Below are 20550 nucleotides of genomic sequence, written 5' to 3'. Positions count from 1 at the left end.
GTCGACGTTCCCAGGTCATCCGAGCAACTTGACGCCGACGCTGAAGATCAGTGTGACCGCCACGCCGAGGAACACCCGGCGGATGAAGGTGGCACCCTCGCGCACGGCGATCAGAGTGCCCACGACACCGCCGATGATGTTGCACGCTGCCATGGCGATGCCGAGCCCCCAGAGCACTGTGCCCGCCGGGACGAAGAAGAGGAGAGCGCCGGCACTGGTGGCGACGTTGACGACCTTGGCGATCGCGGAGGCGCTCAGGAACGAGTAGCCTGCGAGCCCCACCAGGAGGAAGACCAGGAACGACCCGGTTCCCGGTGCGCCCAGCCCGTTCCAGAACCCGATGGCAGCACCACCGAGCGCCGCCACACCCGGTCGCGCGCCGCGGGCGTGCCGTGGCCGCTCGACGACGCCCAGGTCGGGATTGCGCAGGGTGTAGCAGACGACGAGCAGGAGAGCGACCAGCACCACGACGTTGAGCGCGCTGCCCGGCAGTGCTGACGCGCAGGCGGCGCCGGCCATCGCGGCGGGGAAGCCCGCTGCCGACATGCGCACGACGGTGCGCCAGTCCATCGGCGTCTTCCGCGAGTAGGTGAAGCCGGTCGCCGCCGCGCCGACGGTCCCGACGACCTTGCTGGTGGCGATGGAGTGGATGGTGTCGCCACCCGGCATGATCACGAGCATGGCGGGCAACTGGATCAGGCCTCCACCCCCGACTATCGCGTCGACGGTTCCCGCCAGGAGCGCTGACGCGCACAGGAAGAGCATGCCGATCGACGAGACGTCACCGAAGTCGGCCCACGCCCAAGCCAGGGAAGTCATCCAGTCCGCCTGCCGCAGCTGAGAGAAGGTGCCGGGTGAAGGGTCAGGCGACGGCCGTGCCCTGCACGCGGTCAGCCAGCGCCAACAGCCGCTGTGCCGCCGTGTGGATCGCCGTCTCGTCGATCCCCAGCCGGGTCATCGCCCGGAAGCTGGTCGCGGTCCGCTCCGCCAGCAGCACTCCCTCCGCGGCGGCCGCGCGCACGAACGCGCCTGCCGGCAGGCCGGTCCCCGACACGTCCACCACGAGGATGTTCGTCTGCACCGTGTCGGGCTCGACCCCGAAGGCCGGATGGTGACTGAGCAGCTCGCCCAGCAACTGCGCGTGGTGGTGATCCTCGGCAAGGCGTTCGACGTTGTGCCGGAGCGCGTACAAGGCGGCCGCCGCCATCACTCCTGACTGGTGCAAGCCCCCGCCGTACGCCGAACGGTAGGCGGTGGCCTTCTCGATGAGATCAGCGGAGCCGACCAGGATGCTGCCGAACGGGGCCGCGAGACCCTTCGCGAAGCACATCGAGACGGTGTCGGCGGTGTCCGCGAACTCCGCCAGCGACACCCCGGCGGCAACGCTGGCGTTGGCCAGCCGTGCGCCGTCGAGGTGAGTGGCCAGCGCGGCGTCGAGGGTGTGGCGCCGCAACGCGCGCAGGCTGTCGTGGGAGACCACGCGTCCACTGTGGAAGTTGACCGTGTTCTCCACGAAGACCAGCTTCGGCGCGGCGTACAGCCGCTTCCGCGCCTTGCGCCGCAACGCGAACTCCAGCAACTCCGGGGTGAGGACACCGTCGGCGCTGTCCACGGTGTTCAGCGCGACTCCGGCCAGGCCCGCGCTCGCGGCGCTCTCGTAGTAGTTGACGTGGTACTTCGTGTCCGTGATGACCTCGTCGCCGGGGGAGGTGTGCACACGGAGAGCCAGCTGGTTGCTGAGCGTGCCGCTCGTGGTGAACAGCGCGGCCTCTTTCCCGAACAACTCGGCGCAATGGCGCTCCAGCCTGCGCGTCGTCGGATCCCCGCCCCAGACGTCGTCGCCGACCTCGGCGTCGGCCATGGCCTTGCGCATCTGGGGGGTCAGCAGGCTCAGCGTGTCGCTTCGCAGGTCTACCCGCGCAGACTCAGACAAAGAATCCGTCCTGACATGGTGATGGATGAGCCCGGACCAGGGCGACCGCTGACGGGCGAAGGAGCGGAAGCACAGATCACCGGAAACCGTAGGGGGTGTGATCGCCGGCGAACCACGCGGCGGACCTGCCGGACACCGCGCGCGAAAGCGCCGGAGCGGACCTCGGCGTCGGCAGTCGCGGCAGGTGGTCTCGGGGTGGATCGCCGGGGACAGGCGGCGATGCCGCTCCCGCGGCGCGTCACCCAGATGTGGGACAGGCGGGCAGGGGGCCCGCTTGCCGGAGGCACGGGTGGGCAGCTGCCGCGCTCCCCACCCGAGCCTGGGCACCGCGTTCGCCGAAGTGCCTTCCTGCCGCGGTCGGGGTATGCGTAGTCGGGACGAGGAGGTGGCGATGTCGGGTCTTCTGGTGGCGGGCGGCTGGGGCTTGGTGGCCGGTTCGGCACTGCTCATCGGTGCGCTGGTCGGGTACCTGGTCCGCGTGCCGGTCGGGCTCGTCGCCGCTGTGATGGCTTTCGGCAGCGGGGTGTTGCTCTCGGCGGTGTCGTTCGAGCTGATCGCCGAAGCGCACCGCAACGCGGGCCTGCTGCCCACGGTGCTGGGAGCGGTCGCCGGTGCGGTGATCTACACGGTGGCCAACGTCGTCCTGGCCCGGCGGGGCGCGCGCCACCGCAAGCGCTCCGGCGACCAGCAGCCCTCCGAGGCCGAGCAGTCCGGTTCCGGAACCGCGATCGCTCTGGGCGCGTTGCTCGACGGCATCCCGGAGTCGGTCGTCGTCGGCGCCAGCCTCCTCGGCGGCGGCGCGGTCAGCGCGGTCACCGTGGCAGCGGTGTTCATCAGCAACGTGCCCGAGGGCCTGTCCAGCGCCTCCGGCATGCGGCGAGCCGGCCGCGGCCGCGGCTACGTCTTCGGGCTGTGGACGGCGATCACCGCAGCCAGCGGTGTCGCCGCGATGCTGGGCTACGGCCTGCTCGGCGGCGCCGACCCCGCAGTTCTCGCCACCATCACCGCGCTCGCCGGGGGCGCCATCCTGACGATGATCGCCGACACCATGATCCCCGAGGCGTTCTCCTCCGCCCGCCTGTGGACCGGGCTCATCACCGTCGCCGGGTTCCTCACCGCCTTCGCGTTGACCCAGCTCGAAAGCTGACGCGGGGAGCGGGGCATTCTCGTCCGGCTCGCCGATGATCGCCACCGGGGTGCCCGGAACGGACCAACTTCACGCGGTTTCCCCCTCGGGACCAAGCGATGCCGCCGGGGGCTTCGAAGACCGGGAGTACGAAGCATCCGCTTCTCCTGGAGGTCTTCATGCGTTCGTCATCCCGCGTTCTCGGCGCATCCGGGATCGCCGCGGTCCTGGCGCTGGTCACCCTCGCTCCCGCGGCGAGCGCGGCCGAGCCCCACCCGGCCCACCGCTCGTCCGGCGTCGCCATCGGGCTCGACCTGGACCTCGATCTCGACCTGGATCTGGACCTCGGCCTGGGACGCTCCTACACCGCGGCCCTGACCGGCGGGGCCGAGGTCCCCGGCCCCGGCGATGCAGACGGCCGCGGCCACGCCTCGGTCCGGATCGGCTCGACCCGGGTGTGCGCCACCGTCTCGGTCAGCCGCATCGCCACCGCGTCGGCCGCGCACATCCACCGGGGCGTCGCGGGCACCAGCGGCCCCGTGGTGGTCAACCTCAGGGCCCCCTCGGGTGGCCGTAGCCACAGCTGCACCGAGGTCAGCCGCGACCTGGCCAAGGAACTGCGCAAGCACCCCAGCCACTTCTACGTCAACGTGCACAACAGCGATTTCCCGGCGGGCGCCGTCCGCGGCCAGCTGCGCCGGTAGCCGCCACACGGGCAGGGCGCTTCCACACCGAGGGTTGTGCCGGGTGGGCACGGGTATTCGACGCGTGATCACACGTCCGGAGCCGCTGACCGCGGCCGAGCGGAAGGAAGTGGGACAAGTGGGCACGATCACCCAGTCCGTCGACGTGGAGGCCCCGGTGTCGAGGACCTACAACCAGTGGACGCAGTTCGAGTCCTTCCCCCAGTTCATGGAGGGCGTGCAGGAGGTGCGCCAACTCGACGACACGCACACCCACTGGGTGACCGAGATCGCCGGGGTGCGGCGGGAGTTCGACGCGACGATCACCGAACAGCACCCCGACGAGCGGGTCGCGTGGCGGGCGGACTCCGGTCCGACCCACGCGGGCGTGATCACCTTCCACCGGCTCGACGACACCACGACCCGGGTCACCGCACAGATGGACCTCGACCCAGAGGGGTTCGCCGAGCACGCAGCGGACAAGCTCGGCGTGCTCGACGCGCGGGTGAAGGGCGATCTGCGCCGTTTCAAGGAGTTCATCGAGCGGCGCGGCACCGAGACCGGGGCATGGCGCGGCGAGGTGGACAGGCCCGGCAGCTGAGCCGCAGTACCGGGATCACCCGGACTGTCACAATCATGAGAGGTGGAGCAGTGCTGAAGGCGGTCCGAACTCCCTCATCACCTGTCGCGCCGGCCGCTTTCGGCATCGCCGTCGCCGTCGTCGCCGTGGTCGGTGCCACTGCCTCCGGCGACGCGGCGACGACCTACACCGCGCTCCGCCAACCGGCCTGGGCTCCGCCGTCCTGGCTTTTCGGTCCGGTGTGGACAGTCCTGTACGTTCTGCTCGCGCTGTCCGGCTGGTTGTACTGGCGCAACGGTGGGACCAAGGCCGGGCTGATCACCTACGCCGTCGGGCTCGCGCTCAACGCCGCGTGGAGCCCGTTGTTCTTCGGAGCCGGTCTGCGGACCGTCGCGCTCGTCGACATCATCGCCCTGGATATCGTTGTGATGGTCGGCATCTGGCTGTTCTCCCGGCGCTCCCGTGCCGCGGCGTTGCTCCAGATTCCTTACCTGGCTTGGATCGTGTTCGCCACAGCGCTGAACATGGCTCTGGTGGTGCTGAACTGAGGTGGCGCGTGACGACAGGGCCGGCCGCTCCTGTTGGTCTCTGTTGCCGATGCCATCCGAGGACGCCCACCTGGTGTGATGTCAGGCGGCGGGCTCCCCGGTCAGGTGGCCGGGTTACGGTGTAGGTGTTCGATGATTCCCGCCAGACCGAAGGGCGCGATGACCGAGACCAGGGCATCGACCACGCCGCGCACCGACACCGCCCCGCGCCGCCACGAGCTGCTCGCGGGCAGCGGTGAGGCCGTCGTCCTCTGCGACCGGCACGGAACGGTGCTCACCGTGGACGGTCGAGTCGAGCTGCTTCCCGACATCGGCCCGGGAGCCGTGATCGGCGCGCGAGCGGGCACCGGCACGCTGCGCTGGCGCAGGCACGACCTGCCGGACGGGCGCCACCTCTGGTACGTGCGCGACGTGGCCGAGGAGACCGAGCGCACGGACGCGCTGCTCGCCGAACGCGTGCGCTCGGGCTTCCTGGCCTCGGCGAGCCGCAGGCTGGGCCTGTCGCTGCACCCGGCCAGGACGGCGCGCGCGGTGGTGGACCTCGCCGTGCCGAAGCTCGGCGACAGCGCGATGGTGCTCGCCCCGCCGAGCGCGGGCCGAGTGCCGTGGTGGCGCGACGGCTCGGCGGGCTGGGTGCAGCAGAGCCGCCTGCCGGAGCCGGTCGCCGACGCGATGGCGGGGTTGGGCACGCACTGCTCGCCGTGGGTGGTGGAGGAGCTGACGGACGCCGGCTGGTTGTGGCCCGCCGAGCAGCGACCGGTGAGCGCACTGGTGATCTCCTTGCCCGGCAATGGAAATCCCGCCGGAGTCCTGGTGCTCACCCGCTCGACGGAGTTCACCGACGAAGACCTCGCGCTGATCGAGGAGTTCTGCTCGCGAGCGGGCATCGCGCTCGCCGGGGCCGCGCTGTACGCCGATCAGGTGCACACGGCCTCGACGCTCCAGCGCAGCCTGCTCCCCGCGCCGCTGCCGCACGTCGAGGGCATGTCCTTCGGCGCGGCGTACCGCGCCTCGCGCGAGGCGCTGCGCATCGGCGGCGACTTCTACGAGGTCCTGCCGCTGCCCGACGGCTCCGCCCTGTTCGCGCTCGGCGACGTGTGCGGCAAGGGCGTCGAAGCCGCGGTGCTGACAGGGGAGGTGAGGCAGTCCCTGCGCGCGTTGTCCCGATTGGAGCGCGATCCGCTGCGGCTGCTGACGCTGCTCAACGAGACCATGCTGGACGGCAAGCCGATGCCGGACCGGCGCTTCGTCACCATGGTGCTCGGCAGAGCGGCCCCGGCGCCCGGCGGCGAACTGGAGCTGACCCTGGCCGTGGGCGGTCACCTGCCGCCCCTGCTGCTCAGGGGCGAGGCGGGGGTCGAGCCGGTCGACCTGCGGGGAACGCTGATCGGGGTCTTCCCGGACGCGCGCTTCGCCGGGGGAGTGGTGCGGCTGCGCCCCGGCGAGACGTGCGTGCTGTACAGCGACGGGGTCACCGAGGCCAAGGGCAGCAGGGGGATGTTCGGCGAGCGGCGGTTGGCCGACGCGCTGACCGGCTGCGCGGTGATGCCCGCCGGCGCGGTCGCCGAGCGCGTGGAGCTGCTGACGACGCAGTGGCTCGCCGGCCGCGACCACGACGACATCGCGGTGCTGGCCGTGCGCGCGCACCCCGTGCGGGAGACCGCGTGCTGACGGCCGAGCGCGAGAAGTTCTTCGCGCTCCTGGGCGACGCCGACGAGCCCGGTGCTACGCGCTTCGTGCTCGGCCTGTTCGACAACGGCGTTCCACCGGAGCACCTGCTGCTGGACCTGGTGGCTCCGGTGCAGGTCAAGGTCGGCGAGTACTGGGCGACCAACCGCTGGTCCGTTGCCAAGGAGCACGCCGCCACGCACATCAGCGAGTGTGTCGTGGCCGCGCTGAGCACGCGCACGCCGGTCCCGCCCACCCGCGGTCACGTCGTCGTGTCCTGCATGGACGGCGAGTGGCACGCGCTGGCCGCGCGGCTCGTCGCGGAGGTCCTGCGACTGCGCGGCTGGCGGACGACGTTCCTCGGCGCGAGCGTGCCGGCCGCGCACCTGGTGTCCTACCTGCACCAGGAGGGCCCGGACGCGGTGGCGCTCAGCTGCGCGCTCCCGGTCCGGCTCCCGCACGCCCACCGCATGGTCGAGACCTGCCAGCGCACGGGCGTCCCTGTGCTCGTCGGCGGTCGCGGCTTCGGGCCGGACGGGCGCTGGGCACGGGTCCTCGGCGCGGCGGGCTGGGCCCCCGGAGCCCGCGAGGCCGCGGATCTGCTGGAGCGGCGGTGGCCGCCGCCCGACCTCCCGCACCCGGAGCTGGACCACCTCGTCGACGACGAGTACCCGACCCTGGTGAAGCGGCGCGAGGAGCTGGTCGACCTCGCGCTCGCCGCGCTGCGCCGGGAGTTCCCCGCGATGGCGCGCTACGAGGAGCGCCGGCTGGAGGCCACGGTCGAGGACCTCTGCCACCTGGCCGACTTCCTCTCGGCCGCGGTCTACGTGCAGGACTCGGTGCTGTTCACGGACTTCCTCTCGTGGATGTGCACGGTCCTCGCCGCCCGGCACGTGCCGCCGACGTCGCTGACCATCCCGCTGCGCACCTACTGGGAGGCGCTCTACGACTTCCCCAGGGCGCGCGGGCACCTCGAAGCCGGGCTCCGCCTCGTCGAGACCGGGCGAGCCGGTCTGTCCTGAGTGGACGGTCGTCGCCTCGGCGTTCCTCCAGGTTGAGCGGAACACCGCCCGTTCGCCTACGAGCGCGCGGGTGAAGCAGCGCCTGCCGCTGTCGATGACCTGGGGGTCCGGCCCCGCTTCGCGGGAGCGTCGAAATCGGTCGCAGGTGGCCCCCTGGATGCTGCAGGCTTGCCGCCGTGGATCTCTTCTCGCGTTGTTGGACCGCGTTGCGCACGGCGGTCGCCGCGCTCCCTGACGAGGACTTCGAGCGGCCGTCCGGCTGCTCCGGCTGGCTCGTGCGGGACCTGGTGTGCCACCTGGTCATCGACGCCCAGGACGTCCTGATCACCCTCGTGACTCCGGTCTCGGCGGAACCGACCAGGGACGCGGTGACCTACTGGGACATCGTCGACCCCCCGACCGGCGACGACCCGCTCGACGCGTTGATCGTCCGGCTGGCAGCCGCCTACGGGGACCCGGTACTGCTGAAGTTCCACCTCGACGACCTCGGATCGGCCGCGGGACGCGCGGCCGGACTCGCGGATCCGCGAGTCCGGGTCAGCACGCAGGGCAAGGTGCTCACCGTGGGCGACTACCTCTCCGCGTACGTCCTGGAATGGACGCTGCACCATCTCGACCTGATCGCGCACCTCCCGAACGCTGCCGAGCCGCCCGCCGAGGGCCTGTCCCGATCCCGCGCGATGCTGGAGGCGATCGCCGGAGCCTCGTTCCCCACGTCGTTGTCCGACAGGGACGCGCTGCTGATCGGCACCGGACGTCGGCTCCCGACGGGGGCGGAGAAGAGCGAACTCGGTGCGCTGGCCGCGAAACTGCCTCTTGCCATCGGCTGAGATGTCCACTCTGGACAGACGCCGCGCGAGGCGGGGCCGATCCCCGCCGTGTGACCTTCCTCTGAACGCCGATCTCCGGATCAGCGGCGTGCCGACCGTGGCCGTCACGCCAAGGCCGGCGTCTCCGGGCTCCGAGCCGTGGTGCCACACCACGTCGACCTCGCGGACATCCACCTCACCCTGCCCGGGTGGATGAACTCGCCATCGCCGTCATGATCGTGGGGTCGTGGCGAGAACGCTGTCTTCCTCACCGGCCGTGGGCAGTGGTTCCCAGCGGTTGGTCAAGCGTGCTTCGAGCTGGTGCATGGTGGTGTACTCCAGGTCCTCCAGTGCGAGTCGGTGCGGTTCGAACGGGCCGTGGCGGCGGAGGTAGTCCATCGCTTTGTTGGCGGTGGCGCGGGCGCGGTCGAAGGACGGGTCGGCGAACATGTCGCGTGGGCCGATCAGTTTGCCGTCGTTGATCTGGAAGCCGAGTGCGACCACGCGGGGCGGGCCGTCGAATCGGGCGGGAGTGGCTTGTTCCAGGCCGACAGGCATGATCGGGGCGTGGTGCGAGCCGCGCATGCAGCCGGCGACCGAGTGGGGGAAGGCGAAGGGTTCGAGCACCTCGCCGACGGCGGGAAGTCCGGACTGGCAGCGCACGATCATCACCGGGTCGTCCTTGCCCACGTACTTGCCCGCGATGAGCGACAGGCGTTGGGTGGAGGTGGCCGCGGCGGGGATGTCGAGGGTGGTCGACTCGACGCTGTGCACGACGTACCGGGCTGGGGCGCCGATGAACATGAGCAGGTCGTAGGCCTCGCGCGGCGTGTCGAAGACGATGCGCTTGTCCTGGTGGAGGTCGTAGACCTCGAACCGGAAGCCGGCGTGCATCTTCGCGTCGATGACCAGGCCCGCGGTGTTGAACGGGTCGGCGAACATCTTGTACAGCGGGAGGTTCCACGCGCCGGGCTCGGTCTTGTCGGCCAGGAAACAGATCACCGGTTCGCTGGGTCGTTCGGTGAACTCCAGTTCGGCGTAGCCGGGGCCCATGCCGCGCAGGTTGCCGCTGAACGCGGTGGACAGCAGGTCCTGGCCGGCGCCGTAGAGGCCGAGGCGTTTGGCGATCTCCGTGGTGCGCAGGAAGGTCTGCCAGGCGAAGGAGTGCACGGCCTCGGCGTCCGGGCCGTGCTCGTGGGTCATGATCAGCGAGATGTCGTCGCCGCACCGGGCGACCTGACCATCCACCAGCAACCCGTCGCCGATCGCGTCGTGAAGGGCACCGCGGGCTTCGGACAGCATCTCCGGGTGGACTTCGGAGTGTCCGACGAACCCGCCTGTGTCCGCCTTGATGATGCTCAACGTGGTCATGGGTTCTGCTCCCTTCGGTCCGTGCCGCCAGCGTGCGCGGCACCGACCGAGCGGACCAGAGGCGGAGCGTGTTCCTTGTTGGGGTCCAACGGATCTGCATGCCCGGGACGTTGTGCCCGGGGGGCGGCCAGGAGATCGCGGACGGCGCGCGTTCGACCACGCGGGGCCTTGGACTCGTGTTCAGGACTGGCTCGCGTTGGCGGCCGGTGTGCTGCTCGCGCCGTGGTTGTTCTCCTGTTCGGGGAACAACGCGGTCACGTGGACGTCGTGGATCGTCGGGGTTGTGGTGATCGGTTCGGCGTTGCCGGCGAGTCGTGACCCCCGGTCCAGTGCACGGGCAGTCGATCGACGGTCGTTCGGTGCACGTGGCCGGGCGTTGACGGCTGACGTCGCACTGATGGCTCGACGCGGTCCGCGAGCGCGGTGACCACGGCGGGGCCGACGCCGTCGTCGCGGCGGAACTCGTTGCGGCCGACTGCCAGTATCACCGGCCGCAGTGGCACCAGTCCGATGTCTCCAGCGACGATCAGCAGATCATGTCCGGCCGAGGACTCCAGGACCCACGTCGTGCCGAACGGGCCCCGCACTCCGAGCACCGTGCCGGGCCGCGTGTCGTGCAGTGCCCGGCTGACCGCGCCGACATCGCGGACGGTCTGCGTCAGCGAGCCGTTCGCACACCGGCTCCACCCGCAGCGACATCGAGTCGTGTGTCTCCACTCGCCGGTCAGCCACCCGGTAAGGGGTCGGCAGCATGGGCTCGTGATCAGGGCTCACGGGGGTTCGCCCCGGTACAGGTCGAGCATCCGGGCCCGGGTGGTCTGCAACCGATCCAGCAGGACCCGGAAGAACCGGGTGGCCAGCTGGTAGCCGAAGGACGGGTCCTGCTCGGCCATCGCCAGCACCTGGGTGGTGTCCAGCGCGATCGCCGTGGTGGGCGTGATCGCGACCGCCCCGAAGTGCCAGCGGTACGGCGGAACCAACCAGGACCACCCGACCACGTCACCGGCGCCCAACGTCTGCACCACCACCTGCCCCCGGCCGGGAACCGTGGTGTCGAGCGCCACGTGTCCACGCAGCACCAGCCAACAGCCGTTCGCGGGCCGGCCCTCCTCGAACAACTGCTCGCCCGAGGCGAAGCTCACCTCGGTGGCGACGGCGGCCAGCTGGGTCAGTCGGGTGGGCGACATCCCGGCCAGGAGCGGAAAGTCAGCCAGCGTGGTGGGGAGGGACATCGTCAGTGCTCCTTCCGGCGTCCTCGGCGGTGATGTCGATACCGACCGGGCACCAGGCGATGCAGCGCCCACAGCCGACGCACCCGGAGGTGCCGAACTGGTCGTACCAGGTGCTGAGCTTGTGGCTGATCCACTGGCGGTACCGGCCGGCCCCGGTGCCGCGCACGGTTCCACCGTGGAGCCGGGAGAAGTCCAGCTCGAAGCACGAGGACCAGCGCCACCACCGCTCGGCGTGCTCGCCGGTGAGGTCGGAGGCCTCCCACCGCGGGTACTCGCGGCATCGCCGCAGCAGGTCCTGATGGTCGACCTCGGGCATCCTCCGCCCGGGCCGCTCCGACCTGTTCCTGGGTCGCTGCCCGCCGCTGGAGCCGGTCCGGTGCCCGCAGTTGACCGCGATGATGAACGTTGCACCCCGGCGACGGTCATCGGACGAGTCCTGGTGCGTGCCACCCGCCAGCACGGTGTCGAGGATTCCGAGCGCGGCCAAGCCGCAGCCTCGCACGCCCAGGAACGCATATCGGGTGCGTCATCAGTCGCCTGGAACAGGGAATCGAGGCTGTCTCGCTCGATCAGCACGGTAGGAGAGGTGTCCACATAGACTCCCCGAGCGACTCGGATCCGGTCATGTCGTCTCCCGCGGGCACACCGGTCCCGGCCTCGCTCGTCGCGGTCCGCACCGCACCGATGTCGTCGGCCGAGCACGTCATCTCCGACCGCCGAGGGTCTCCCGGCGGTGGCGGTACTCCTCCTCGTCGATCTCGCCGCGCGCCAGGCGCTCGGCGAGGATCCGTTCCGCCTCCCTGCGAGGGGGATCGGCGAGCCGCAGGTGACGCAGCACCGTCAGGACGACGGCGAGCAAGCCTCCCCAGAAGACCACCATCGACACGATCATGAACAGGAACCCGGGCCAGCCCCACTCGGAGTACCCCGGCTCAGGTCCGTACCACGGGCCCATCATGGTCCACCTCCGTGATTCCTCGTCGGCCTTCTCCTTCCACCGTCGCGCTGTCGCGCTCGGGCGCGGAGAGCCGAAAGTCCTCATGACCGCGGCCAAGGTCCCGCCACAAGCACAGGGCGGGCCGCGCGGAGCACGGCGTCGTCGTGGTCGCCGCGACATCCGAGGACGAGCAGCCGCGACCCGGTGCTCGCGGTAGCGGACATGGTGACCTCCGGTGGTCGTCGCGCACATCAAGTCCAGCGCGACGGGAGCCCGTGTGCCAGAGCCGAAAGGCACTTCCTGTTCGAGGGGGCAAGCCCCTGTCGGGCAGCGATTTCCGACCCGTGCGGAGACCCTGTGCCAGTACCGGCACCGGTGGCCTGCTGCCGTCGTCCGGACGACCGCCGTGCTTGAGCAGGACGCTCCGCGAAAGGTGATCGCTGTGGCGGAGTTGCAGGTCGGCTCGGTGGGCGGCAGGGCGCGCGGTCACCGGACCGCGGCGGACGGAATGCCCCGCAGTGGCGACGTTTTCGTTCCGGGTTCAGGTCTTCGGCAGCAGCTTGCCGACGAGGTCCACCAGGCGGTTGGTGTAGCCCCATTCGTTGTCGTACCAGCCGAAGACCTTCACCAGCGTGCTGCGGGCTTGGGTCAGGGTGGCGTCGTAGATGCAGGAGGCGGCGTCGCCGATGATGTCGCTGGAGACGATGGGCTGGGTGTTGTAGCGCAGCACCCCGGACAACCAGCCGTCGGCCGCGGCGCGGAAGGCGTCGTTGACCTCGGTGATCGAGACGCGTTCGGTGAGGTCGACGGTGAGGTCGGTGAGCGAGCCGTCCACGACGGGTGCGCGTACCGCGAGTCCGCTGATCCGGCCGGAGCACCAGGGCAGGACGGTGTCGATGGCCTTGGCGGCGCCGGTGGTGGTGGGCACGAGGTTGACGGCGGCGGAGCGGCCGCGGCGGAGGTCCTTGTGGGCGTTGTCGAGCAGGTGTTGGCCGCCGGTGTAGCTGTGCAGGGTGGTCATCAACCCGTTGCGGACACCGAAGTTGCGGTCGAGCACCGCGACCATGGGGGCCAGGCAGTTGGTGGTGCAGGAGGCGGCGGAGACGATGTCGTGGCTGAGCGGGTCGTAGTCGTCGTCGTTGACCCCGACCACGATCGTGACGTCGCAGTCCTTGCCGGGGGCGGAGAGCAGCACCTTGCGAGCGCCGGCGACGAGGTGTTCGGCGGCGGTTTCGCGGGTGCGGAAGCGGCCGGTCGCCTCGATCACCACCTCGGCACCGGTGGCTTTCCAGTCGATGTCGCCGGGGACGGGTTCGTGGGTGACCCGGATCGGTTGGTCTTCGACGATCATCGTGTGCTCGTCGTGTTCGACCCGGCGGTTCCACGGCCCGTAGGTGGAGTCGTAGCGCAGCAGGTAAGCCTGGGTTTCGATGGTCGCGAGGTCGTTGACGGCCACGATCTCGATGCCGGAGCCGGGGGAATCGGTGACGCAGCGCAGGAACGCCCTGCCGATCCTGCCGAACCCGTTGACGCCCACCCGCACAGTCATCTTGTCCTCCCATAAAGTCGTTGCGTGGCAGAGATTTTTGTGCCGCGTACAGGGGCCTCCCAGTGCCGTGCGAGCCGGTGTCAGCGGGCCGAGGGTCCCGTGGTCAGCTCGCGTTCGGCCTCCCCCGACTCGGCGGTCACCTTGCGCGGCAGCACGAGCAGCGGGCAGTGGGCGTCGCGGGCGCAGGACAGCGCGACCGAGCCGATCAAGGCGGTGACCAGGTAGCCGCGTCCGTGACTGCCGAGCACGAGCAGACGCGCGCCGCGGGAGGCGTCGACCAGCACCTTGCTCGCCGGTCCCGCGATGAGTTCGGCGCGCACAGGGACCTCCGGTAGCCCGGTCGAGGCGCGCGCGATCACAGCGTCCAACTCCTCGCGAAGACCGCGGGTTTCGGCTTCGGAGACGGTTGGTTCGAGCACGGGCATGGGGAGAGTGGAAGGAGTGATGGCGTAGGGCTGCCAAGCCATGACAGCGACGACGTCAGTGCCGGTGGTGTGGGCTTCGCGGATGGCCCAGCGCAGGGCGTGGACGCTGAATTCCGATCCGTCAACCCCGACGACGATGGGCTTGGTGTTTGACATGGCTGTCCTTTCGGTTACGCGAACGGGGTGACGGCGACGGGGCAGGTTGCGCGGGTGATGAGGCGTTCTGCCAGGGGTTCGATGCCGCGGCGCAGGGCGCTGCGGTGGGTGCGCCCGAGCACCAGCAGCCGGGCACCGGCTGCGGCGCGGGCGAGTGCGGTGGTGGGTGGGCCGTGGAAGACCGCGCGGCGCACGTCGACGCTGGGGTTGGCGTGGTGCCAGTGCTCCAATACCCGTTGCAGGTAGCCGTACTCCGGCGGCAGCGGGCTGAGCTGGACTTCCAGGGTGCGTTCGTCGATGTAGGAGTCGATGTCGTTGGTGGTGGTGGCGTGCACGGCGGCCAGTGGCCAGTCGTGGGCGCGCGCGGTGGCGAAGCCGAACCGCAGCACGGCAGCGGCGGCGGCAGACGGTGCGACACCGAGCACCACGTGCCCGGCGAACGGCCGCTCTTCCGGTGCTTGGAGCTGAGGGGGCACGACGACCACTGCGCTCGGTGCCTCGTTGAGGACGCGGCTCGCCGTCGAGCCCAGCCATCTGGCGGCGAGCCGGTGGGTGCTGCGTGCTCCCACCACGAGGATGTCGGCGGGCGTGACCAGTTCCGCGAGGGCGGCTCCCGGCGGCCCTTCCAGCAGTTCCGACCGTACTCGGTGTGCAGGCAGGGTCGCCACGGCGCGCTCCCACGCGGTGGCCGCGATCCGTTCGGCGGCGGTGGTGGGCCGGGCGCCGATCGAGACGATGGGCATGATCGTCCCGGAGGGCGCGGTGGCTTCCCGGGGGGCCTGCCAGCAGTGGCGGATCTCCAGCGGTGCGTGGCGGACCCGTGCCTCCTCGACAGCGAACGCCAGTGCTCGCCAGCCGGCGTCGGTGCCGTCCACGCCTACGACGATTCGATGGACCACGACGGCCTCCCTACGCGGATGTCCTTGCGCCACTTCGATGCTCGGTTCGCCTGCGCGGGTCGGGCAGAGGCGGAAGACCTCCCCGGGCACGGCCGTGTGTACCGAGCACGTCTCGGGTCAGGGCGGCGATCTCGATGTCTTCCCGTGCCCGCACGACGACGACGCGGACCCCCGCTCCGGCGGCCGTGATCTCGCCCTCCGCACCGTGCACCGCGGCGGAGTTGGCTTTCTCGTCGACGGCCACGCCGAGCCAGGCGAGGCGGCGGGCGGCCTCGGCGCGCAGTGCGGCGTCGTTCTCCCCGACGCCGCCGGTGAACACCAGTGTGTCGAGTCCGTTGAGCGCCGCGGCCATTCCCGCCACGGAGGCGCACAGGCGGTGCAGGTACACGCCGACCGCTAGCTCCGCTCGCTCATCGCCGGACGCTCGTCGGCGGGCGATCTCGCGCATGTCGGCCGTTCCGGCGAGCCCGAGCAGTCCCGACTGGTGCGCGAGCCCGTCGGCGACCTGGGCGTGGCCGAGGCGGTCGTGCTCCGACAGCCACAGCACGAGCCCGGGGTCCACCGCCCCGCACCGCGTGCCCTGCACCAGCCCGTCGAGCGGGGTGAAGCCCATCGTGGTGTCCACGCACCGCCCGTCGCGCACCGCGGCGAGCGAGGCGCCGGAACCGAGGTGGCAGACCACCGCTCGGCTCGCCCCACCGATCAACTCGACCGCCTTGCGCGCGGCGTAGCTGTGGGACAGCCCGTGGAACCCGAAACGCCGCAGGCCGAATCGGTCCCGCCACCGGCGGGGTAGTGGGTACTCGGCGGCTTCCGGTGGCAGGTCGTGGTGGAACGCTGTGTCGAAGCAGGCGATCGCGGTCAGCTCGGGACGGTGGCGGCGCACGATGTCGACCGCGGCCACGGCAGGCGGCTGGTGCAGCGGTGCGAGCGCGGCGAGGTCGATGAGCTCGGAGCGGAGGTGGTCGGTGATCACCGTCGCCTCGGCGTGGAGAGCGCCGCCGTGCACGATCCGGTGCCCGACGGCGGCGACGGGCGGAGCCTGGGCGAGCACGGCGGGCAACGCCGCGAGGCCGCCGTCCTCGGGAGCGCGCAGCTCCCGGTGCCACGTCATCCGGTCCTGATCGCCCAGTACCGAGAGCTTGATGCTGCTGGAACCCACGTTCACGGTGAGGATCGGCTCGGCGCTCATCCCTCAACGGTCGCCGCGCGCGACCGCGCCCGGAAGTGGCGACCGGCCCGGAGGCGCAGGGACTTTCGACTCCGTGGCTCGGGGACTCGGGCTCTCGCGGGCGGCGGGGCACCGGCGGTGTGCTGGACGCGGCCGCCAACTGTTCCGACCGGAAGGGAGAGGATCTCGATGACGGCGATCACGCGTCGGCGAGCGCGCGCAGTGCTTCCGGAGCTGAGGGAGCTGTTCGACCGGAGTTGGCTGTTCGGCGCCAACGCGGTGCACGTCGAGGAGTACTTCGACGACGAGACCTACGTGGTCCGGGCCGAGCTGCCGGGCATGGACGCCGAGCGCGACATCGAGGTGACCGCGAGCGACGGCGTGCTGACCATCTCGGCCAGGCGCGAGGAGGACAAGCACGACAAGCGGCGCAGCGAGTTCCGCTATGGCAGCTTCGCCCGCTCGGTGCGACTGCCTTCGGGTGCCGACGTCGACCACGTCACGGCTGCTTACACGAACGGAATCCTCGATGTCCGAGTGCCCGTCAAGTGCGGCGGGGAGCCGCAGCGCGTCCCGGTGAGCACGACGGAGCACTGACCGCCGCGGCGGGGCCGGTGGCAGGGGCCGGTCCCGCCCGGCACCCCCATTCGTCCTGAGTGGACACACCTACGGCCAGGAGGCCCACGGTGAATCGGTGCGGGAGGCCTGGTGGAGCCCACGCCTGGTCCGGCGTGGTGCGAGTTCCCGGGAGGCGACGGGAGCGATCGGGGTCGCGTGCTGCTGGACCGGCCGTGCCAGGTCCGGTCGATCTGCGGGTGAACGGGTTCGCCGGAGCGGACTTCCTCGACACCGATCCCGAAGGCTCCGTTCGAGCAGCGCACGGCCTCGGCCCAGCCTGCCGCTCGAGCCCGTTGGCCTGTCAGGAGAAGCGGATCACGGCCGCACCGGCCAGGACGAAGAAGACCAGGACGACCAGGGTGCCGTTCTGACCGCCGGTCGAGCTCGTCACCACCTGGTCCACGGCTCCGGTCAGGACCACTCCGCAACTCGCGGTGATGGTGTGCCGGCCGGGTTCCGCGCGGGTGAACTCGACGGGGGTGACGAAAGCGCCGTCGGCGTCGGCGACGGCCGTGCCGACGCGAACCCCCTTCGACGTCAGTGTCACCGGTGAGTTCGGGGTGCAGCCGCGGCCGGCCGCCGAGAGCGGGTCTCCGGGGTTGATGGTCGGGCGGTCCAGGACCAGATCGCCATCGGAGGGGGGAACCGTCGAGGTCGGCGGCGGAGTAGTGTCCACTGTGGACGAAGTTGGCGTTGTGGTGGTGGTGACCGGCGTGCCCGGCTCGGTGGTCGTCGTGCTCGGCTTGGTGACCGTGACCGGCGTGCTCGGCCTGGTGGTCGTCGGGGTCACCTCCGGCCGGGTGGTCACCGGCGGGACTCGGGTCGTGGTCGGGGGCACCCGGGTCGTGGTCGGGGTGCTGATCACCGTGAAGTTGGCTCTGGCGGTCACTTTCTGACTGGTGCAGTTTCCCGCGACGACGTGGACGCCGGGTTTGGCATCTGCCGGAACGGTGGTGTTCACCTGACCGCTCGCGGGCGGGGCGGCCGAGGTCGACGTCAGGGCTGCGCCCGCCCACGTGAACGTGATGATCCGGCAGGCGGGGAAGCCGGCCCAGGCGATGGTGAACCCACTGCCGGCCTTGCCGGAGTCGGGTTTCAGGACCACCGTCGGAGCCTGCTGCGCCGCTGCCAGTGGTGTGGTGGGGAGGAGTGCCGCGAGCGCGGCCGTCAGACCTGCGATCAGTCGCATTTTTACCTCTGTCGCGTTAGTCCGGGAACGTCTCGGAGCGCTGTAGCATCCCGACCAGCCATCACCTCGACAACGGGATGTCCTATGAGACGCGTGATCGCGGCAGGGGTTGCGCTCGGCGTGGCCGCTCTTGCCGTCCTCCTCGGTGGATCGCCTGCCCACGCGGCTGAGCCGCTGGGCGTCACGGTTGCCTTTGACGGCAAGGACATCGCGGGGAGCACCGCCACGATCGACCCGGCCAAGCCGGTCGAGCTGACCGTGACGGCGAGCAACAGGGGCGACGCGCCGTTGCGGGTGCGGAGTGTCCGGGTCAAGGGTGTCGCGCTGGCCTTGACGTTCTTCGCGTACGACACCACCTTCCCCTTCGACGTACCGGCCGGTGAAAGCGTTACCAGGACACTGGTTCTGGACTTCGCCGACCTGGCGGGACAGGCGATCGGGTTGCTGCCGACCACCGTCGAGGTCGTGGGGGCGGGGCGGGAGACGCTGGGCGCGGTGAACCTGGTGAGCGAGGTGAACGGCTCGCTGTGGTCGGTCTACGGAGCCTTCGGCATCGCACTGCTCGTGCTGACCGCGCTCGCCTGGGCCACCGCACTGCTCGCCCTTGCCAGGCACAAGCTTTCGCCCAACCGGTGGCGAAGGGCCTTGCGCTTCCTGCCCGCCGGGGTCGGGACCGGGCTCGTCGCGGTCGTTACGCTTTCGGTGCTCAGACTTGTCCCGCCCGAGCCCTCCATCGAGATCCCGGTCGTGCTGGGGGCCGCGGTGATCGGGCTTCTCCTCGGATACCTGACGCCGCACCCGGTTCCCGGGCCGGCCCCGTTCCCGGCCGACGACCCGACGGTCGGCGTGACGACCAGAAAACTGGACGCCACGACCGAGGACGTCGGATGACCGCCCCGCTCAGCATGATCAGGGCGCTGCCGCAGTACGCGGTCGGCGATCGGATCGGCTCCGGCGGGATGGGCGAGGTCTTCGCGGGAGTGCACCGCTCCCTCGGCCGCCAGGTCGCGATCAAGCAGCTGCCGCAGGAGATCAACGACCGGGCCGGCGCGAGCATGCGGTTCGACCGTGAGGCCCGGGTGCTGGCGAGCCTCGACCACCCGCACATCGTCCCGGTCTACGACTACGTGCAGAACCTGCTGGTGATGGAGAAGCTGGACGGCGGCACGGTGTTCGACCGGATGCGGCCCGGCGGCGTCACCGGAGAACAGGCGTGCGCGATCACGCTGGCCATGCTGTCCGGACTGCACGCGGCGCACGTGGCCGGTGTGCTGCACCTGGACGTCAAGCCGAAGAACCTGCTCTTCACCACGGGCGGAGTCGTGAAGGTCGCCGACTTCGGCATCGCGCAGGTGATCGGTGAAGGGGCCACGCTGGTCACGCACGGCGGGGAAGTGCTCGGCACCCCCGCCTACATCGCGCCGGAGCAGGCGATGGGCAACGCGCTCACGCCCGCCGCCGACGTCTACTCGGCCGCCACGGTGTTGTACGAGCTGCTGACCGGTGATCTCCCGTTCGAACGCGACTGCGGCGCGCTGACCATGATGCGGCGGCACATCTTCGCCGATCCCCAGTGGATCCAGGGCGTGCCGGAACCGTTGGCGTCGGTGGTGATGCGCGGCCTGGCGCGGGAGCTGCCCGGGCGCTACCGGGAAGCGGAGTCCTTCGCCACGGACCTGGCCGCGGCGGCGACCACCGTGTACGGGCGAGGATGGTTGGAGCGATCAGGAATTCCGGTTCTGCACCTGGCACCGCGAGTGGTCGCCAGTCTGTCGTCGGGCTCGGGTCGAACCAAGAGCGCGACGGTTGCCCTGCCAGGGGTTCGCGAGGAAACGACGCTTGTCGCGCCTGGGCGGCGACGAGCCGAACCACGGTCCCTCGTGCCCGCTTTGCTCGCGGTTGTCGCCTTGGTGGCTTCGGTAGTGGGCGCGTTGATCGCACCTGCCCGGCTCGCGCATCCCGGACAGGCCGACGTGTCGGTCAACGGTGCGCGGTCGGATCAGGTGGTCACCGTCGACCTGAGCAAGTCGATCACGGTGGCCGGCGCCGGACCGATCAGCGGTCCCGTCCGCGTCGGCCTCTTCGGCGCGACGGTTCCCCTGGCATCCGGGACGAGTCGGCCGGTCACACCGAACAAGAACGGCGCGTTCGCCACCGAGGTGGAGATGCCCGCGCTCGCGCGGTGGATCGTCGGTGGGGCGGTCACCGGTGAGGTCCGATGGGAGCGCCCGGGCCAGCAGGACGCCGTGCAGACGTTCACCGTGTTCACGAAGCAGTACCCGCTCGCGTCCGCGATGGGGGCCGGGAGCCTTGTACTGGGGTTGTTCGCGTTGGCCTACGTCGAGTCCACGGTGCGCACCCTGCGGCGCGGGTACCGGCGGCCGTCGGCCCGCTACACGGCACTGCCGCTCGGTGCTTTGTTCGGGCTGGCCTTGTGGACGTTCGTTTCGGTGATGACCCAGCACGAACTCGCGCTCGGGTACGGGTTGGTTTGCGCTCTTGCCGGAGCGGTCGCGGCGTCGTGTTTCGTGGTGGCCACGGAGCGGTCCTCGCACACGGCGCGGCGGACGACCTGACAGGATCTTCCTGCGACTTACGGGTTATCGCGCGATACTTCGGGGACATTTCTCGGCC

21 protein-coding genes are annotated in these 20550 nt (G+C 70.7%); 10 read left to right on the top strand and 11 right to left on the bottom strand.

Translation table 11 applies throughout. The features are described 5' to 3' along the window. Nucleotides 1–15: 15 nt before the first annotated feature. Nucleotides 16–819 (bottom strand): sulfite exporter TauE/SafE family protein, encoded by an 804-nt coding sequence (locus BLT28_RS15310; RefSeq protein WP_030429415.1) that lies wholly within the window; start codon nt 817–819, stop codon nt 16–18. Between the two features lie 43 nt (nt 820–862). Then, entirely contained in the window at nt 863–1933 is a 1071-nt protein-coding gene (locus tag BLT28_RS15305) for a threonine aldolase family protein (RefSeq protein WP_030429416.1), read from the bottom strand. Nucleotides 1934–2324: 391 nt separating this feature from the next. On the opposite strand from BLT28_RS15305, the gene BLT28_RS15300 reads away from it, so the two are divergent. The 7 genes from BLT28_RS15300 to BLT28_RS15270 all read left to right on the top strand — a co-directional run bounded on the left by BLT28_RS15300 (nt 2325) and on the right by BLT28_RS15270 (nt 8390). Then, nucleotides 2325–3080 carry a ZIP family metal transporter gene (locus BLT28_RS15300; protein ID WP_030429417.1) on the top strand — a complete coding sequence of 252 codons (756 nt, stop codon included), beginning with the start codon at nt 2325–2327 and terminating at the stop codon, nt 3078–3080. 158 nt (nt 3081–3238) lie between these two features. Continuing rightward, nucleotides 3239–3763 (top strand): CHRD domain-containing protein, encoded by a 525-nt coding sequence (locus BLT28_RS15295; protein WP_052407280.1) that lies wholly within the window; start codon nt 3239–3241, stop codon nt 3761–3763. Nucleotides 3764–3881: 118 nt separating this feature from the next. Then, the gene (locus BLT28_RS15290; protein WP_030429419.1) at nt 3882–4343 is read left to right on the top strand and encodes an SRPBCC family protein; all 462 of its coding nucleotides are present in this window, start codon (nt 3882–3884) and stop codon (nt 4341–4343) included. A 35-nt stretch (nt 4344–4378) separates the two neighbouring features. Continuing rightward, a complete protein-coding gene (locus tag BLT28_RS15285) occupies nt 4379–4870 on the top strand; it encodes a TspO/MBR family protein (protein ID WP_043811406.1) in 492 nt (163 codons plus the stop codon). 132 nt (nt 4871–5002) lie between these two features. Further along, nucleotides 5003–6541, top strand: coding sequence for a PP2C family protein-serine/threonine phosphatase (locus tag BLT28_RS15280; RefSeq protein ID WP_162184835.1), 1539 nt, complete (start codon nt 5003–5005; stop codon nt 6539–6541). After that, nucleotides 6535–7560, top strand: a complete 1026-nt coding sequence (locus BLT28_RS15275) for a cobalamin B12-binding domain-containing protein (protein ID WP_030429422.1) — start codon at nt 6535–6537, stop codon at nt 7558–7560. The genes BLT28_RS15280 and BLT28_RS15275 overlap by 7 nt, the downstream gene beginning before the upstream one ends. A gap of 176 nt (nt 7561–7736) precedes the next feature. After that, entirely contained in the window at nt 7737–8390 is a 654-nt protein-coding gene (locus tag BLT28_RS15270) for a maleylpyruvate isomerase N-terminal domain-containing protein (protein ID WP_030429423.1), read from the top strand. Nucleotides 8391–8600: 210 nt separating this feature from the next. Here BLT28_RS15270 and fbp read toward each other — a convergent pair whose 3' ends face one another. The 8 genes from fbp to BLT28_RS15230 form a co-directional block, all read right to left on the bottom strand. Then, nucleotides 8601–9740, bottom strand: a complete 1140-nt coding sequence (gene fbp / locus BLT28_RS15265) for a fructose-1,6-bisphosphate aldolase/phosphatase (protein WP_030429424.1) — start codon at nt 9738–9740, stop codon at nt 8601–8603. Nucleotides 9741–10510: 770 nt separating this feature from the next. Further along, nucleotides 10511–10972, bottom strand: coding sequence for a Crp/Fnr family transcriptional regulator (locus BLT28_RS15260; protein WP_030429425.1), 462 nt, complete (start codon nt 10970–10972; stop codon nt 10511–10513). After that, the gene (locus tag BLT28_RS41385) at nt 10947–11459 is read right to left on the bottom strand and encodes a 4Fe-4S dicluster domain-containing protein (RefSeq protein ID WP_231950795.1); all 513 of its coding nucleotides are present in this window, start codon (nt 11457–11459) and stop codon (nt 10947–10949) included. Before BLT28_RS41385 ends, BLT28_RS15260 begins: the two co-directional genes overlap by 26 nt. Nucleotides 11460–11675: 216 nt before the next feature. Continuing rightward, the gene (locus BLT28_RS15250; RefSeq protein WP_030429427.1) at nt 11676–11930 is read right to left on the bottom strand and encodes an SHOCT domain-containing protein; all 255 of its coding nucleotides are present in this window, start codon (nt 11928–11930) and stop codon (nt 11676–11678) included. A gap of 520 nt (nt 11931–12450) precedes the next feature. After that, nucleotides 12451–13458, bottom strand: coding sequence for a type I glyceraldehyde-3-phosphate dehydrogenase (gene gap, locus BLT28_RS15245; RefSeq protein WP_030429428.1), 1008 nt, complete (start codon nt 13456–13458; stop codon nt 12451–12453). Nucleotides 13459–13538: 80 nt separating this feature from the next. Further along, nucleotides 13539–14039 carry a universal stress protein gene (locus BLT28_RS15240; protein WP_052407283.1) on the bottom strand — a complete coding sequence of 167 codons (501 nt, stop codon included), beginning with the start codon at nt 14037–14039 and terminating at the stop codon, nt 13539–13541. A gap of 14 nt (nt 14040–14053) precedes the next feature. After that, nucleotides 14054–14938, bottom strand: a complete 885-nt coding sequence (locus BLT28_RS15235; RefSeq protein ID WP_172806513.1) for a universal stress protein — start codon at nt 14936–14938, stop codon at nt 14054–14056. A gap of 10 nt (nt 14939–14948) precedes the next feature. Then, nucleotides 14949–16130 carry an acetate/propionate family kinase gene (locus tag BLT28_RS15230; protein WP_083383746.1) on the bottom strand — a complete coding sequence of 394 codons (1182 nt, stop codon included), beginning with the start codon at nt 16128–16130 and terminating at the stop codon, nt 14949–14951. Between the two features lie 168 nt (nt 16131–16298). On the opposite strand from BLT28_RS15230, the gene BLT28_RS15225 reads away from it, so the two are divergent. Continuing rightward, nucleotides 16299–16706: an Hsp20/alpha crystallin family protein gene (locus BLT28_RS15225; protein WP_030429431.1), complete on the top strand. Its 408-nt coding sequence runs from the start codon at nt 16299–16301 to the stop codon at nt 16704–16706. Between the two features lie 322 nt (nt 16707–17028). On the opposite strand, the gene BLT28_RS41965 is transcribed toward BLT28_RS15225, so the two are convergent. Next, a complete protein-coding gene (locus BLT28_RS41965) occupies nt 17029–17916 on the bottom strand; it encodes a hypothetical protein (RefSeq protein WP_231950794.1) in 888 nt (295 codons plus the stop codon). 84 nt (nt 17917–18000) lie between these two features. Here BLT28_RS41965 and BLT28_RS15210 point away from each other — a divergent pair, with 84 nt between their 5' ends. Next, nucleotides 18001–18807 carry a hypothetical protein gene (locus BLT28_RS15210; RefSeq protein WP_030429434.1) on the top strand — a complete coding sequence of 269 codons (807 nt, stop codon included), beginning with the start codon at nt 18001–18003 and terminating at the stop codon, nt 18805–18807. Further along, on the top strand, nt 18804–20492 hold the full coding sequence (locus tag BLT28_RS15205; protein ID WP_030429435.1) for a serine/threonine-protein kinase: 1689 nt from the start codon (nt 18804–18806) through the stop codon (nt 20490–20492). Before BLT28_RS15210 ends, BLT28_RS15205 begins: the two co-directional genes overlap by 4 nt. Nucleotides 20493–20550: the final 58 nt, after the last annotated feature.

This window comes from Allokutzneria albata (assembly GCF_900103775.1).
Lineage (GTDB): Bacteria > Actinomycetota > Actinomycetes > Mycobacteriales > Pseudonocardiaceae > Allokutzneria > Allokutzneria albata.
Note: the sequence above shows the minus strand (reverse complement) of the source record. Positions and strands in the feature narration are given on the sequence as shown.